The 15077-nt window shown below is 41.1% G+C and carries 11 protein-coding genes and 1 pseudogene; 5 read left to right on the forward strand and 7 right to left on the reverse strand.

Annotation, left to right across the window (positions count from 1 at the left end; translation table 11 throughout):
• Positions 1 to 98 precede the first annotated feature (98 nt).
• On the reverse strand, positions 99 to 2921 hold the full coding sequence (locus tag K1T76_RS02800) for a ribonucleoside-diphosphate reductase subunit alpha (protein ID WP_230244032.1): 2823 nt from the start codon (positions 2919 to 2921) through the stop codon (positions 99 to 101).
• Positions 2922 to 3509: 588 nt separating this feature from the next.
• Between K1T76_RS02800 and bfmR the strand changes: the two genes are divergently transcribed.
• Positions 3510 to 4226, forward strand: a complete 717-nt coding sequence (bfmR, locus tag K1T76_RS02805; protein ID WP_070152993.1) for a response regulator transcription factor BfmR — start codon at positions 3510 to 3512, stop codon at positions 4224 to 4226.
• A gap of 66 nt (positions 4227 to 4292) precedes the next feature.
• Positions 4293 to 5960, forward strand: coding sequence for a sensor histidine kinase BfmS (gene bfmS / locus K1T76_RS02810; protein ID WP_070152996.1), 1668 nt, complete (start codon positions 4293 to 4295; stop codon positions 5958 to 5960).
• 90 nt (positions 5961 to 6050) lie between these two features.
• Here the strand turns inward: bfmS and putP are convergent, their stop codons facing one another.
• From putP to K1T76_RS02835, 5 genes are all read right to left on the reverse strand, one after another.
• Positions 6051 to 7553, reverse strand: coding sequence for a sodium/proline symporter PutP (putP, locus tag K1T76_RS02815; RefSeq protein ID WP_230244033.1), 1503 nt, complete (start codon positions 7551 to 7553; stop codon positions 6051 to 6053).
• A gap of 222 nt (positions 7554 to 7775) precedes the next feature.
• Positions 7776 to 8633: an SPFH domain-containing protein gene (locus tag K1T76_RS02820; RefSeq protein WP_004972306.1), complete on the reverse strand. Its 858-nt coding sequence runs from the start codon at positions 8631 to 8633 to the stop codon at positions 7776 to 7778.
• A 1-nt stretch (position 8634) separates the two neighbouring features.
• On the reverse strand, positions 8635 to 9120 hold the full coding sequence (locus K1T76_RS02825; protein ID WP_230244034.1) for an NfeD family protein: 486 nt from the start codon (positions 9118 to 9120) through the stop codon (positions 8635 to 8637).
• Positions 9121 to 9249: 129 nt separating this feature from the next.
• The gene (locus tag K1T76_RS02830) at positions 9250 to 10167 is read right to left on the reverse strand and encodes a patatin-like phospholipase family protein (protein WP_230244035.1); all 918 of its coding nucleotides are present in this window, start codon (positions 10165 to 10167) and stop codon (positions 9250 to 9252) included.
• A 62-nt stretch (positions 10168 to 10229) separates the two neighbouring features.
• The gene (locus tag K1T76_RS02835; RefSeq protein WP_230244036.1) at positions 10230 to 10883 is read right to left on the reverse strand and encodes a 1-acyl-sn-glycerol-3-phosphate acyltransferase; all 654 of its coding nucleotides are present in this window, start codon (positions 10881 to 10883) and stop codon (positions 10230 to 10232) included.
• 225 nt (positions 10884 to 11108) lie between these two features.
• Here K1T76_RS02835 and K1T76_RS02840 point away from each other — a divergent pair, with 225 nt between their 5' ends.
• Positions 11109 to 12392, forward strand: a complete 1284-nt coding sequence (locus K1T76_RS02840) for an MFS transporter (protein ID WP_230244037.1) — start codon at positions 11109 to 11111, stop codon at positions 12390 to 12392.
• A 270-nt stretch (positions 12393 to 12662) separates the two neighbouring features.
• On the opposite strand, the gene K1T76_RS02845 is transcribed toward K1T76_RS02840, so the two are convergent.
• Positions 12663 to 13340: a YetF domain-containing protein gene (locus K1T76_RS02845; protein ID WP_230244038.1), complete on the reverse strand. Its 678-nt coding sequence runs from the start codon at positions 13338 to 13340 to the stop codon at positions 12663 to 12665.
• A 151-nt stretch (positions 13341 to 13491) separates the two neighbouring features.
• Here K1T76_RS02845 and K1T76_RS02850 point away from each other — a divergent pair.
• Together K1T76_RS02850 and K1T76_RS02855 are read left to right on the forward strand one after the other, a co-directional pair.
• A pseudogene (locus K1T76_RS02850) lies at positions 13492 to 13704 on the forward strand (endonuclease domain-containing protein); the annotation flags it as partial.
• 211 nt (positions 13705 to 13915) lie between these two features.
• Positions 13916 to 15031, forward strand: coding sequence for a hypothetical protein (locus K1T76_RS02855; protein WP_230244039.1), 1116 nt, complete (start codon positions 13916 to 13918; stop codon positions 15029 to 15031).
• Positions 15032 to 15077 lie beyond the last annotated feature (46 nt).

The raw sequence follows: 15077 nt of genomic DNA on the forward strand, positions 1-15077 counted from the left end.
TCAATATAGAAAACTTATGCTACATGTAGCCCATGCTCTGAAGACTCATCAGTAGGCTACAGAGGTAGCCTTTTTCCGATGTCGATACCTTTAGTTAATTACTGACATGCCTCACAATCAGGGTTGTCAATTGAACATGCCATTGGCACTGGCGCTGCTTGAGCAAAATCTTCATCAACTGCTGCAGCTGCTTCTGGTGCAACGGCTGCCACAGGAGCTGCAGTTACGGTTGCAGGTTTTACTGCGTTCAATGCACCTGTGTTAATGGTCGATTTCTCTGCAGAAGTCGCACCTAATGCACGTAGGTAATAAGTCGTTTTCAGACCACGTAACCATGCCATTTTATAAGTCAGGTCAAGTTTCTTACCGTTTGCACCTGCAATATACAAGTTCAACGATTGCGCCTGATCAATCCATTTTTGACGACGTGATGCTGCATCTACAATCCAGCGTGGCTCAACTTCAAACGCTGTCGCGAAAATTGCTTTCAATTCTTCAGGAATACGTGAAATTTTTTGTACTGAACCTTCAAAGTGTTTCAGGTCATTCACCATTACAGAATCCCACAAATCACGCGCTTTCAATGCACGAACGAGGTAAGGGTTGATTACTGTAAATTCACCAGACAAGTTCGACTTCACATATAAGTTTTGGAATGTCGGCTCAATAGACTGAGAAACGCCACAAATATTTGAAATGGTTGCAGTCGGTGCAATCGCCATCACATTTGAGTTACGCATACCATCTTTTTGAACTTTGGCACGTAAGCTGTCCCAATCCAAACGCTGTGTACGGTCTACTTCAAACATACGTTCTGGACGTGATTTCGCCACAATGTCTAAAGAGTCAATTGGTAAGATACCTTGATCCCACAATGAACCTTTAAATGTTTCGTAAGTACCACGCTCAACCGCCAAATCGCTAGACGTTTGAATCGCGTAGTAGCTGATCACTTCCATAGATTCATCGGCAAATTCAACTGCAGCGTCTGAACCATAAGCCAAGTTCATTTCATAAAGCGCATCTTGGAAGCCCATGATGCCCATACCTACAGGACGATGTTTCAAGTTTGAATTACGTGCTTGTGGTACAGCGTAGTAGTTGATGTCGATGACGTTATCGAGCATACGCACTGCAGTTTTAATAGTACGTGCCAATTTCTCACGGTCTAACACACCACCTTGAACGTGTTGCACAAGGTTGATTGAACCCAAGTTACATACTGCAATTTCATCTTGGTTAGTATTGAGGGTAATTTCAGTACACAAGTTAGATGAGTGCACGACACCAACGTGTTGTTGTGGTGAACGTAAGTTACATACGTCTTTGAATGTGATCCACGGGTGACCTGTTTCAAACAGCATCGACAACATTTTGCGCCATAAGTCCTTCGCACGAAGTTTTTTATGCAGCATGTTAGTTTCTTTGGCAATGCTTTCGTAGTACGCATAACGCTCGGCAAAGGCTTCGCCTGTCAAGTCGTGTAAGTCTGGTGTTTCAGACGGCGTGAACAATGTCCATTCTGCATCTTCAAAGACACGTTGCATGAACAAGTCAGGCACCCAGTTGGCTGTGTTCATATCATGGGTACGACGACGGTCATCCCCTGTGTTTTTACGCAGCTCTAGGAATTCTTCGATGTCTAAGTGCCAAGTTTCTAAGTACGCACATACCGCACCTTTACGCTTACCACCTTGGTTGACCGCAACAGCTGTATCGTTAGCAACTTTAAGGAACGGAACAACACCTTGAGATTTACCGTTTGTTCCTTTGATGTATGAGTTCAAGGCACGAACTGGTGTCCAGTCATTGCCTAAACCACCTGCCCATTTAGACAGCATTGCGTTATCTCGCATTGCGCCATAAATGTTGTAAAGGTCATCAGAAATGGTAGTCAAGTAACAGCTCGATAACTGTGGACGTAGCGTGCCTGAGTTAAACAGGGTAGGTGTAGACGCCATGTAGTCGAAGCTAGATAATAAGTTATAGAACTCGATTGCACGTGCTTCACGGTCATCTTCATTAAGCGCCAGACCCATTGACACACGCATGAAGAACAATTGTGGAAGTTCAAAGCGTACGCCATTTGAGTGAATGAAATAACGGTCAAATAAAGTTTGCAGACCTAGATAGGTAAACTGGTTTGAGCGCTCAGGTTGAATCGCTGCAGCAAGTTTGGCAAGGTCAAACTCAAGTAAGTCTGCAGAAAGCAAATCAAGCTCAACACCTTTTTTCAGGAAAGTTTCTAATGCTTCGCCTTCAGGTGTATCTGTTGCTAAACCTAAAAACTCTAAACCTGTTGCCACCAAGTCATTACGCAATAAACGCGCAGTCACATAAGTATAGTTCGGCTCTTGCTCAATACGGGTACGGGTCGCCATCATCATGGTGGTTGAGATGTCAGACTCTTTTACACCGTTGTAGAGGTTTTTCACGGTTTCATCAATGATGGCATCTACATCAATGCCTTCTAAACCTTCTGCCGCTTTATTCACGGTTGCTTTTAAAGCACCTAAATCTAGTGGTTTAAGCTGACCGTTTGCGTCGGTCACTTGTAAAGTCGGGTGATGGTTTTCACCTGCTTGCTTACGTGCTTCTGAGCGTTGTTCACGGTAGATGACATAAGCACGAGCAACTTTTTGCTCGCCTGTACGCATAAGCGCAAGTTCAACTTGGTCTTGAATTTCTTCAATGTGAATGGTTCCGCCAGACGGTAAACGGCGGTTGAATGTGTTCAACACCATTTCAGTCAGTTGTTCGATCCGATCATGAATGCGGCTTGAATCGGCGCTTTGTTGACCTTCTACAGCCAGAAACGCTTTGCCAATTGCAACTGCAATTTTTTCAGCATCGAAAGCGGCAACATCACCAGTGCGTTTAATCACTTGTAATTGACCGGGGGTTGATGTGATTACGCTCATGTCAGCATAGCTCCATTGTCATCTATTGTTATGTTTATGGACCATTTAAACTGGGCAAAATTTAGGCCACAGCGTTTGAGGAATAAACACAAGACTTAGTGGTTTAAAATTGAATTGAACACAAGATACGGGAAAATTGAGGGTAGATCAATATTGACTTTTTTTTAAATTTTGACTTTTTCTGAATTAAAATTTATCTCAAAAATACCGAATTTTGTCCTATTGGCTATAAGCCTTATCAGACAAGGGCATAGCATAGCAAAGCTCGGAAAAACTGCTTATAGATAACCTTGTGGATAACTTGAAAAGTTAGGAGATAATTTTTCTAAATCAAGCAAGGGCTTGATCTAGTGCAAAAAATACCCATTTTGTAACTTAATATTTCTTAAATGTGCCCAAAAATCACTAAAACTAGAAAAATACTATAAATTCAATGCTTAATAAAAATACAACAAAATACTACGCAGATGTATCATTTTGGTGAACAGTATCTTGTTTACAATGTAAACGTGTGTATATTGCAAACTATATCAAGCCCTATCTCTCAGATTTTAAAAGGATAGGTTGAATCCAATAAAGGGACAGACTATGAGTCAAGAAGAAAAGTTAACAAAAATTTTAATTGTTGAAGATGATGAACGTCTTGCACGACTTACGCAGGAATACTTAATTCGTAATGGTTTAGAAGTTGGGGTAGAACCAGATGGCAACCGCGCGATTCGCCGTATTATTGCCGAGCAACCAGATCTTGTGGTGCTCGATGTGATGTTACCAGGTGCCGATGGTTTAACTATTTGCCGTGAAGTTCGTCCACATTATCACCAACCGATTTTGATGTTGACTGCACGTACCGAAGATATGGATCAGGTGCTAGGTTTGGAAATGGGTGCCGATGACTATGTTGCAAAACCTGTGCAGCCGCGCGTATTGTTGGCGCGTATTCGTGCTTTATTACGCCGTACCGACAATGTGACTGAAGATGAAGTCGCACAGCGCATTGAATTTGATGATTTAGTGATTGATAACGGCGGCCGTTCTGTGACTTTAAATGGTGAATTGGTTGATTTCACCAGCGCAGAATATGACTTATTATGGTTATTGGCTTCGAATGCAGGGCGTATTTTATCTCGTGAAGATATTTTTGAGCGTCTGCGGGGCATTGAATATGATGGTCAAGACCGTTCAATTGATGTGCGTATTTCGCGTATTCGTCCAAAAATTGGTGATGATCCTGAGAATCCAAAACGTATTAAAACTGTACGCAGTAAAGGTTATTTGTTTGTCAAAGAAACCAACGGCATGTAATATGCATTTTTACTGAGTCAAATAATATCGACTCAAATATAAAGTAAGTCACATAGGGCAGGTTTTGTGCTTAAACACAGTATATTCTTGCGTATCTATGCAGGATTGGTGATCTTAGTTGCAGTAGTTGCCATTTTGGCGTACTTATTGGTGCAAATCATCAACTATCAGCGTGCGCAAGAATATCGTGAATCTTTAACTGATGGTATGGCTTATATTATTAGTGAAGGGATTGCACGACAGCAAAACGAACAGCAAAAGAAAGACTGGATTTCTGACGCATCCGATTTGCTGGAATTGACCATCTATTATGTGCAGGCAGACAAAGTAGATTTGTCGCGCGCAGAGCTTAGACGGATTAAAGAACGTAAAGCCGCTGTGCGCTATGATGCCAAAAATATGATTGCCTATATTATTTTGGGCATGAAAGATGATCCAAGTCATTATTTATATATCAAGGCAGATAAAATCACAGAACGGCAAATGAAAGCATTGCCGATTTTTGTTTTAGATTATTTGGTGTATTACCCGGGTCAGGAAAAAGAATATCTGGCCAAAATTCAGCAGCATTTTTCTTACCCGATCAATATTAAAAATATTCAGGAACTTCCACTCGATTCAGAGCAGATTGGTCGTTTAAGACTCGATCACAGCATTATTTTATATCGTGATAATGCCACTGTGCGTGGTACAACCATCTCGATTGTGTCACCGATGCCAAACTCCCCCTCAGAAGTTTTGGTTTTAGGGCCTGTACCGTTATTTAACTGGATGCCATTCCAGTTGGCAGCAGGCATTACCTTGCTCAGTATGTTTATGTTGAGCTTAGGGGTTTACGGTCTGATCTTGCCTATGCAGCGTAAGATTCGCCAAGTGAACTATGCCTTAGACCGTACCAAATCGGGCGATTTAAACATGCGTTTGCCTGTAGATGGCACAGATGAAATGGCAAGTTTAGCTTCGAGCTATAACAGCATGTCCGACCATATTCAGCGTTTGATTGAGGCGCAGCGTGAACTGATGCGTGCTGTTTCGCATGAGCTGCGCACGCCTGTGGCACGTATCCGTTTTGGTATGGAAATGCTGGCAGAAGAAGATGATTATGAATACCGCTTACAGCAAGTCGAAATGATTGATAAAGATATCGAGGCTTTAAACACCTTGATTGATGAGATCCTGACCTATGCCAAGCTTGAACAGGGCATGCCATCTTTAGAGATTGAAAAAATTGTTTTGGTTGAAGTGCTAGAGCAGGTGGTTACGGAAACCGAAGCGCTGAAAACTCAAAAAGATATTCAGTTGCTTGCACCACCTGTAACGTTGGAAGTGGAAGCTGAACGCCGTTACCTGCACCGTGTGGTACAGAATTTGGTGGGCAATGCAGTCCGTTACTGTGAGCATAAAATTTTGATCAGTGGCGGCATTAACGAGCAAGGCATGGCCTATGTTTGTGTGGAAGATGATGGGCCAGGGATTCCTGAACAAGACCGTGCACGTGTATTTGAAGTCTTTGCCCGTTTGGATGACAGCCGTACCCGCGCTTCAGGTGGTTACGGTTTAGGATTACCTATTGTGAGCCGCATTGCTTATTGGTTTGGTGGGAAGGTTGAAGTCGATCAGAGTCCGAACTTGGGCGGTGCACGTTTTACGATGGTTTGGCCGGCCAAACGGTTTCGTAAGCCAAGAAAAAAAGCCGCAGCAGAGAAAGAAAAAACCACCGATTCATTGACTTGATTTGAGTGCATCAAAACTAATTTTAGACATAAAAAAACCAGTGCAATTCAAGGCACTGGTTTTTTAATTGCTTTTTTATCTCTATGCAGATCAATCTACAGCTGATTGCGATTCTTTATATTGCTGATCGGCCTGTTCAAAACGCTCTGTCACTTCATGACTTGGTGCTTTACCCAATAAACTCACCACAACAATCGCAATCCAAGAACACACAAAGCCTGGAATAATTTCATAAATACCCGTATCTGCCCAAAGGTTTTTCCAAAGAATCACCATAAGTGCGCCGACAATCATCCCCGCCAATGCACCATTTAAAGTCATGCGTTTCCAGAACAAAGACAAAATAATCAGTGGACCAAATGCTGCACCGAAGCCTGCCCAAGCATAAGAAACCAATCCCAAGACTTTCGATTCAGGATTACCCGCCATACAAATAGCAAGCAGTGCAATCATGAGAACCATGCCGCGTCCGACCCAGACCAATTCATTTTGTGAAGCATTTTTTCGCAGGAAAGATTTGTAAAAATCTTCAGTTAAAGTACTTGAGCAGACCAAAAGTTGACAGCTTAGGGTACTCATCACAGCAGCTAAAATTGCCGCCAGTACCACACCTGCTACCCACGGGTTAAACAGAATTTTGGTAAGTTCCATAAATACTGTTTCAGGGTTGGCATTGACCACACCTGCCAGTTCAGGATGTTGTTGGAAGTAGGCGATACCAAAAAAGCCTGCAGCCACCGCACCGCCTAAACATAATGTCATCCATGTCATGCCAATACGACGTGCATTCGGAATAGACTTGACTGAATCAACCGCCATAAAACGCACTAAAATATGTGGTTGTCCAAAATAGCCTAAGCCCCATGCCATGAGGGAAATGATCGCCACCCAGCTTAAATCACCGACTAAATTCAGCGCTTGCGGGCGAGCTGCTTCTAAAGCAAGTGTAACTTGGCTGAGGTCAGAAAAGCTGAGTAGGGTAATGATTGGGGTCAGCAAGAGCGCAAAAATCATCAAGCCAGCTTGAATGGTGTCCGTCCAGCTGACTGCCAAGAAACCACCAATAAACACATAGCTAATGGTCGCAATGGCACTAATCCACAATGCAGTGCTGTAAGGCAAATCAAACATACTTTCAAATAAGCGCGCCCCTGCGACCATGCCCGAAGCACAATAAATTGCAAAGAAAACTAGAATTACGCAGGCAGATACAATTCTTAAGATTTTTCTTTGATCATTAAAACGATTTGAAAAATAGTCAGGCAAAGTCAGAGCATTGTGCTGTACTTCGGTGTGTACGCGTAAACGGCCTGCCACCAAAAGCCAGTTTAACCATGCGCCAATAACCAGACCAATTGCAATCCATATTTCAGATAAACCTGAAAGATAAATGGCACCAGGCAAGCCCATCAGCAACCAACCACTCATATCGGATGCGCCTGCAGAAAGTGCGGTAACAAAACTGCCCAGGCGACGACCACCTAAAATGTAGTCCGAGAAATTTCGAGTCGCGCGATAAGCCAATAAACCAATGACAATCATGGCGACAATATAAAACAGGAAAGTAATGATGGTGGGGTTGAGTGCGCTCATACAGTATCCATTTGGGTTTTGGACAGTCGATCAAAATACAGACCGCTGCTAGATGTAAGTCACTCAATTTGGTGAGTGCAGACATCTTATTTGCGGTACTGATTTCATCAATAAACGCGAAATTTAAACATACATTAAAAAATATTTCAGACTTTTTTCTGAATACGCATAAAAATAGGCAGCTTGAAAGCTGCCTATCTTCTTGATGTTTTGCTGATTTGCTTATGGATTATTGCGACCCATAACACCACGAATGGTATTCAAGACATCTGCAGGTAAGACCACAGTTTTGGCATTGTTCGATTTCGCCATGTCTTGCATGGCTTTTACGTATTGCTCACCCAATAAATAGGCCACAGGAATTTCTTTATCACCTACCGCAGAGCTGACCATTTCAATAGCGCGTTGTGAAGATTCTGCCAATACAACTTGTGCTTCAGCATCACGACGCGAAGCTTCTAAACGACCATCGGCTTCTAAAATAGCCGCTTGTTTTTCACCATCGGCTTTGGTTACGGTAGCACGACGCTGACGTTCTGCTGCAGCTTGTTCTTCCATCGCTGCCTGCATGGTATGTGATGGTTTAATATCCTGAATTTCTACAGTTTTAAGGGTAATCCCCCAGTCTGAAATATCATCAGAAATGGCTGCTTTGAGTTTAGCTTTAATATGATCACGCGAAGACAAGGCGTCATCTAAATCCATTTCACCTACAATAGAACGCAATGAGGTTTGAACCAGGTTTTGAATTGCCCAAGTATAGTTTTCAATACCATACACTGCTTTTTCAGGAGTCGTGAGGTTAATGTACGCCACTGCATTCATAAGCAAAACTGCGTTGTCACGGGTAATGACTTCCTGAGATGGAATATCTAACACAATATCTTTGGTGGTGACTTTATAGGCCACTTCATCGACATAAGGAATGACGAAGTTGAGTCCTGGTGCAAGTGTGGTGTGGTATTTACCCAGACGTTGCACAATCCATTTATAACCTTGCGGAACAATTCGCACGCCTTTAAAAATCGTAATTCCAACAAAGGCTAAAATCGCTAAAACAATAATAGATCCACCAGACATTTTAATTTCTCACTTTTTCGTTGTCATGTGCGCTGTGATGCGGCTGCACCACTAAATCATTTCCCAAAATATCAATCACGCGAATCCGATCTCCCACTTGTACTGGGCTTGTGGTACGGCAGTTCCATTCATCTGAACCCAGCACAGGCATGGGGAAACGGACTTTAATTTGATCATGTTCCAAGTTGGTTTGAATGACCATGCCCATTTGTCCAATGGTGGCTTCGCGTGATAAACCTGCTTTAGTTTTATCTGTAGATAAGGGTTTGATAAACTTAAACCACGCCAGGGTACACAGTACCGACAAGATAATCCACATCACTAATTGGGTTGTGGTGCCCATCATGGGGAACATCCAGTATAAAATACCGACCATGATTGCCCCAATGCCAAACCATAAAGCGGCAAACGCAGGCAAGAGCAGTTCTGAAAGCATTAATAAAACGCCTAGTACAAACCAGTGCCAAGGTTCAAGAACGAATTCCATACATCTACTCGCGTATTTTTACGATAGGTTGATTCTAGTTGCTTAGAGAAACGCATCGACTTAAAAAGATGCGCTCTCATCACTTTAACAGATCAATAAGTTTATGAATATTAAAAAAATCACTGAATCTTAAAATTTCGGACGCGGTGCAGGTTTCAGCGCGGCAGGTGATTTTTTAAAGTGAGTGATGGCTTGCTGAATTGCTTTGATTTGTAATTGCGCAGCTTTTTCACCTTCTAAAATGGTTTGGTTACTGGCTTTTAAATCCAGTGTGCCAATATGTCCAACTTTCGGTTGAATCACGATATTGGCTTGCGCCAATTCCTGATGAATACTTTGCTGCCCCATAATATTTAAAGTTTGATCGAGTAAGCCCCACATGCTGACAGGTTGATTGCCTGTTGGACGTGCAGAAATATCCACCGCAATGACTAAATCGGCACCCATGGCTTTAGCCGTCTGTACGGGAATCGGGCTGACCAAGCCGCCATCCACATATTGCGTTCCGCCAATGGTGGCAGGCACAAAAACATTCGGAATACTGCAAGAGGCGCGCACAGCTTGACCTGCATTACCTTTAATAAAGTCGGCTTTACGTCCATTATCTAAACGTGTGGCAACGGCAGCGAAACGAATTGGAAATTTCTCAATCGGTTTATTCGCCACGTGTTGATTGACGAAGTCTTGTAACTTTTGACCTGCAATAAAACCCTGACGGTTTAAGGTTAAATCACGAATGTCGGATTCTTTAAAGGTTAGGGCAATATGTTGGAGCTGATAAGGACTTTTGCCGCTGGCATATAAACTGCCGACAAAGCTGCCTGCACTGGTGCCTGTGACAATTTTGGGTTTAATCCCGTGAGATTCTAAAACTTTAATGACGCCAATATGTGCAAAGCCTTTGGCACCGCCGCCACCTAAAGCCAGTGCAATCACAGGCTCACGTGCTTGGATAGGTGTGGTATTTGGCGGTGTTTTTGTTGTTTTGTCACAGCCAGCCAAAGTTAGAGCAAGTACGCCCACTAAAGAATAACGAATTAGTTGCATATCAAATCTAAATTTAGATCAAAGAATATTGCGCCCATCTGAACAAAAAATAGAAACTTTGACTAGCCCTTTTTCAAAAGCTTTTGTAACGGTTTCGCCAACCAATGTGGATTTTTAGCCGAAAATTTGCCGTTATAGTGCGCATAAATGGCATCTAAGTCTTGAGCATAATTACCTGTAGGAACAAACACGCCCAAAATATGAATAGTTTTATGTGCATAATCAAAAGAGAACATCACAATTGGAATATTGGCACCGTAGGCAATATGGTAAAAGCCACTGCGAATATTTTCGGCTTGTTTGCGAGTACCTTCGGGCGCCATACCAATCCAGATTTTTTCTTTTTTTCGTACAATCTCGATAATATCTTGGGTATGACCTTGTGGAGAATGTCGCACCACAGGAATGACCCCAATCCAGTTTAAAAGTGGCTTGAGTGGGGTTTCAAATAAAGTGTGCTTACCAAAAATAGTAATTTGAATACCTAAACCGAGTAGGGCGGTAAAACCATGCCACGCATCAATATTTGACGTATGCGGAGAAATAATGGCGATTGCTTTGGGCAAGTTAGGAAACTCGCCCACCATTTGCCAGCCTTGCGCCAAAAAGATATTTTTAAATAAAGCACGACTACTGGCTGTTCCACGTTGTGGCACTTGGTCGGGTAACTGTGGAAATTGCCGTACTCTGCGTGTAAAAGGATTGCTGAATTTCATGAATGCGATGTCATCCTGACGTGCGTGATTAACAACAAAAAAGATCCAATATCATGACGCATGAATCTAAATCTATTCAAGATATTAGACTTTCGCTTTGTCTGATACATTGGCAAAATAGTCGAAATCTGAATGTGAAAGTGATGAAAAATAACAATCCATTATTCAAAAAAGAGTGTAGTACTGCGTTATTTTGATCTTTTGTCCCTGTTTAACCGAGATGCCATGCCCAATTTGCGCCAAACCTATTTGTTGTTATTTTCTCTGTATTGGGCGCAGGGCTTGCCTGTTGGCTTTATGACTCATGCCTTGCCTGTGATTTTACGTGCGCAAGGAGTGTCTTTGGCACACATTGGCGGTTTTGGTTTGTTAATGCTGCCGTGGTCAATCAAAGTATTTTGGGCGCCATTGGTAGATCGCTTTGGATATTCATATTTGGGGCATTATCGTAGCTGGATTTTGCCGTGCCAATGGCTGAGTGTTTTGGTGCTGATCGGGCTGTCCTTTTTACCGATTGAGTCTTTAAATCATCCAATCTATTTGTGGGTGTTTTTTGTAGCTTTGCTCAGTATGAATTTGGTCGGTGCAACTCAAGATATTGCTACCGATGGTTTGGCGGTCAATATTTTACAAGCCAAACAGCAACATTGGGGCAATACTTTTCAGGTGGTTGGTTCACGACTGGGCTTTATTGTGGGTGGTGGAGCAATGCTGTGGGCATTGGATTGGCTAGATTGGCAAAAAACCTTTCTGATTTTAGCGGCATTGGTGTTTTTAAATACTCTACCCATTTTAATGTTTAAAGAGCCACAACATGCTGCCAAACAAGTGCTTGTTCAAGCTCAAAGAAAAATGTCATTTCCCGCACGCCTTGCTGCGATTCGTGAATATCTGTGCTATTTTGTGGAAACGCCTGTTCTGTACGCATGGCTGTGGGTGTTACTCAGCTTTAAAATTGCCGATGGTTTAGCTGGCCCCTTATTAAAACCTTTAATGGTGGATTTAGGCTTAAGCTTTTCTCAAATTGGCATTTACGTGACCATGTTGGGGGCAATGGCCGCTTTACTGGGTGCAGGCATCGCAGGGTTGATGCTGAAATGGTGGTCTAGAACGCATGCCCTTATCATTTTTTCTGTGCTTAAAATTTTGAGTTTAGTGGCCTATGCTTATTTGGCTCATTTATATGAACAACAGGTTGATGTGGCACATTGGCTGATTTATAGCATTAATGCTGCGGAAGATTTATGTTCTGCCATGTTACTTGTGGTGATGCTGACCTTGATTATGCAATACAGCCGTAAACAATATGCAGGGACTGACTTTACATTTCAGGTTGCGATTATGGCGACTGTGAGTGGGGTACTCTATACCCTGAGTGGAATGTTGGGCGATGCTTTAGGCTACGCGAATTACTTGCTGTTGATTTGTGTTGTTGCGATTTTTTGTATTGTACCGATCTGGAAATGGGCAAAGCTTGCGAAAGGCGCTCGCTCGTCAGCACTTGAATAATAAGGTAGATCATCAATGCAGAATAATAGGCTTCAACCACGTTAAAAAGTCATTGCGTGGAAAAAATAAAAGCGACCCTTAAAGAGTCGCTGGAGTAAAAAAGGTATCTACATTGAAGCCAATACCGATCTCGTTTTTGTATTTTCAAAAATTATTATTTGCGCTTTCAGTGCTTCACTTCGGCAGCGCAGGCAGTATAACTTTGAATTATGACAATCCTGCGACAATTTAAGTCGCATAGAGGTGTGTTGCAGCTAAAATCAACATATTCTAGCTGCGGTACGCAGTATTGATTGCCAGTGTCCATTGTTGGTGATTACAACGCGGACAGGCTTCATTGGCGTGTTCAAGTAAACGGACATGCCCACAATACATGCATGCATAATATGTGTTTGGAGTTGTGCGGTACACGGGTTGGCAAGCTTTAGGAAATAAGGGTAAACCATAGCGTGTGGCACCGTCATGAAAAAATAACATGCTGAATTTGCCATCACTTTCTAGTAAACCGACACGTACTTGTCCCAAATGCTCCACACCTTGTTGGCGCATTTCGGCAAAGAATTCATCATGCGACATTTTGCCGTATTTAATTTTTTCTAAGACCAGTTCGCCATTTTCTACAATATATAGCGATTTACCTTCAATCAAATCTTCAAAGGGTTGGTATTTCATCATGAGCCATGTGGTCAGGCGATACATTCCAATCACCACTGTCATCACCACCAAGGCGTGTACCAAAGGTAAATCTTCAGTGAACATAGGGTCGCCCGCAATGGAACCGAGCGATAAAATAATGGCCAATTCAAAAATAGAAAGCTGGCGTACTCCGCGTTTCCCTGTAAGGCGCAAAAATAGAATAATCATGCTAAACATGAGTGCTGCCCGAATCATTAATTCGGCAACAAATGCCCATGTCGTATCGTGAATAAAGATGGTGAACCAATCCATAGATTGTCTATTTTGTTATTTTGATGCTTGATACTATGCTTAAATTGCGTGGGTAAAATAGTGGTTTTGAGTAAAGAACTGCAATTATTTGAGTGGTTTAGGAAAACAAAAAAACTGTAATATTGTCTAAAAACTATAAATACAAAAAATAATGAATCAGAGGATGAATTCACAACTCTTACAATTTGCCAAATCTATGCGCCATGCTGCTACGGATGCTGAAAATTTGCTGTGGCAGCGACTTTGTGCCAAAAGCTTTATAGCGCTTAAATTTAGACGTCAGCAGGTCATTGAGCCGTATATTGTAAGTTTTTACTGTCATGAGATTGGCTTAGTCATTGAGTTGGGAATAAGCAAAATTGGGAAGTTATAAAAGACTTGATTTTTATCTTTTGATTGTTATTATGAAGTATAGGTGTCCACCTTACTTACACACGAGTAAAAAAAGACAAATCAATTCTTATATTGAGTAATCAAATCTTCTTAAATGTTTTCTTTATTTTGTTTCGTTATTAGATTCAAAAGTTTAAACGTGTGTCCAATTTTGATTCTAAGAAACAATTTTAAGGATAAACATGTCTACTATTAGCACATTAGCTTTTGAAATCCAACAAGCTATTAAATCTCATAATATAGAGATTAAACGTTCTCATATAAATGAAATAGTTGCAGCACTTTTTGGTTTTAAAACATTTAATAGTTTAAAACTAAGTTCTTACCCAATTTATATAGATTCAATAGATGATCAATTGAATGCAGAGTTGTTTGTAGAACGTTGTGGGGAATTAAATATATCACTTACTGTAGCCCCAGTGTTTCAAAAATATATTTCAGATTATCATTTTTTATATTTAACAGCTGAAGAAATTAGTAAGCTTGTTCGAGAAGCCCTAGATGATGAATCAATACGAAATAATGTACTAACCCGCCTAAAAAAAACTTTTATAGAGTTTCCTGAATATTCGATTTATCCATATTTGATTGCACAATTTTATAGTGATTGTGAAAATGATTTTGATGAACAAAATAAAGATATGAACTATCTGTATCATAGATATTTGCAAGGTCAAGAAATTAGTCCAACTTGGAAGCCAGACTTAGATCATTTTATTCAAGAAAAAGAGCAGAATGATGAATATAAAGAGAACTATGTAAAGTATTTGAAAATAGCTGCTGATTTAGGAAGTTTTCCTGCTCAGCTAGAACTTTACCAATTTAGAGATAATGATGATTATGTAGACGTTGATGAAGATATAGAGAACTATAGTTATTCAACTTATCCATCAGATATAGAATTGGCATTAGCAAAACGTGGTGATGAAGGATGCCTGAGAGAAATATTCGATCGAATCGTCTGTGATAGCTTTGATGAAATCAAAGAATTAAAAGAGAATAATTTGATTGAAGCATGGAAATGGCAAAAATTTGCTCAGTATCTTGGTTATGATTTAGCAAAAGGTAATTACAAGACAGAAGCAATATATGATCAAGGTAATATTTTCGCAGCTGAAAGTGGTCGCCATGATATACATTTACCTAAAGTAAAATTAGAGCAAGAGAATATAGTTAATCAAGAAGTGAACAAGCTAATTCAATTTTATGCAAACTTGGATGAATTTAATTTTACTCGTTATTTAGATGATTCTTCTCATATCAATTGGGATGATGAGTTTGATTGGGAAGATGACTAAATATAAATCCCCTCAATTGAGGGGATTTTAGATCAAACTAACAACA

The organism is Acinetobacter sp. PW68, assembly GCF_020982655.1.
Taxonomy (GTDB): Bacteria; Pseudomonadota; Gammaproteobacteria; order Pseudomonadales; family Moraxellaceae; genus Acinetobacter; species Acinetobacter towneri_A.

Excerpts from the sequence above, each read along its gene's own strand:
- putP (WP_230244033.1), bottom strand. The coding sequence starts at position 7,553 with ATGAGCGCACTCAACCCCACCATCATTACTTTCCTGTTTTATATTGTC.
- K1T76_RS02820 (WP_004972306.1), bottom strand. The coding sequence starts at position 8,633 with ATGTCTGGTGGATCTATTATTGTTTTAGCGATTTTAGCCTTTGTTGGA.
- K1T76_RS02855 (WP_230244039.1), top strand. The coding sequence starts at position 13,916 with ATGTCTACTATTAGCACATTAGCTTTTGAAATCCAACAAGCTATTAAA.
- K1T76_RS02835 (WP_230244036.1), bottom strand. The coding sequence starts at position 10,883 with ATGAAATTCAGCAATCCTTTTACACGCAGAGTACGGCAATTTCCACAG.
- K1T76_RS02845 (WP_230244038.1), bottom strand. The coding sequence starts at position 13,340 with ATGGATTGGTTCACCATCTTTATTCACGATACGACATGGGCATTTGTT.
- K1T76_RS02800 (WP_230244032.1), bottom strand. The coding sequence starts at position 2,921 with ATGAGCGTAATCACATCAACCCCCGGTCAATTACAAGTGATTAAACGC.
- bfmR (WP_070152993.1), top strand. The coding sequence starts at position 3,510 with ATGAGTCAAGAAGAAAAGTTAACAAAAATTTTAATTGTTGAAGATGAT.
- K1T76_RS02830 (WP_230244035.1), bottom strand. The coding sequence starts at position 10,167 with ATGCAACTAATTCGTTATTCTTTAGTGGGCGTACTTGCTCTAACTTTG.
- K1T76_RS02840 (WP_230244037.1), top strand. The coding sequence starts at position 11,109 with ATGCCCAATTTGCGCCAAACCTATTTGTTGTTATTTTCTCTGTATTGG.
- K1T76_RS02825 (WP_230244034.1), bottom strand. The coding sequence starts at position 9,120 with ATGGAATTCGTTCTTGAACCTTGGCACTGGTTTGTACTAGGCGTTTTA.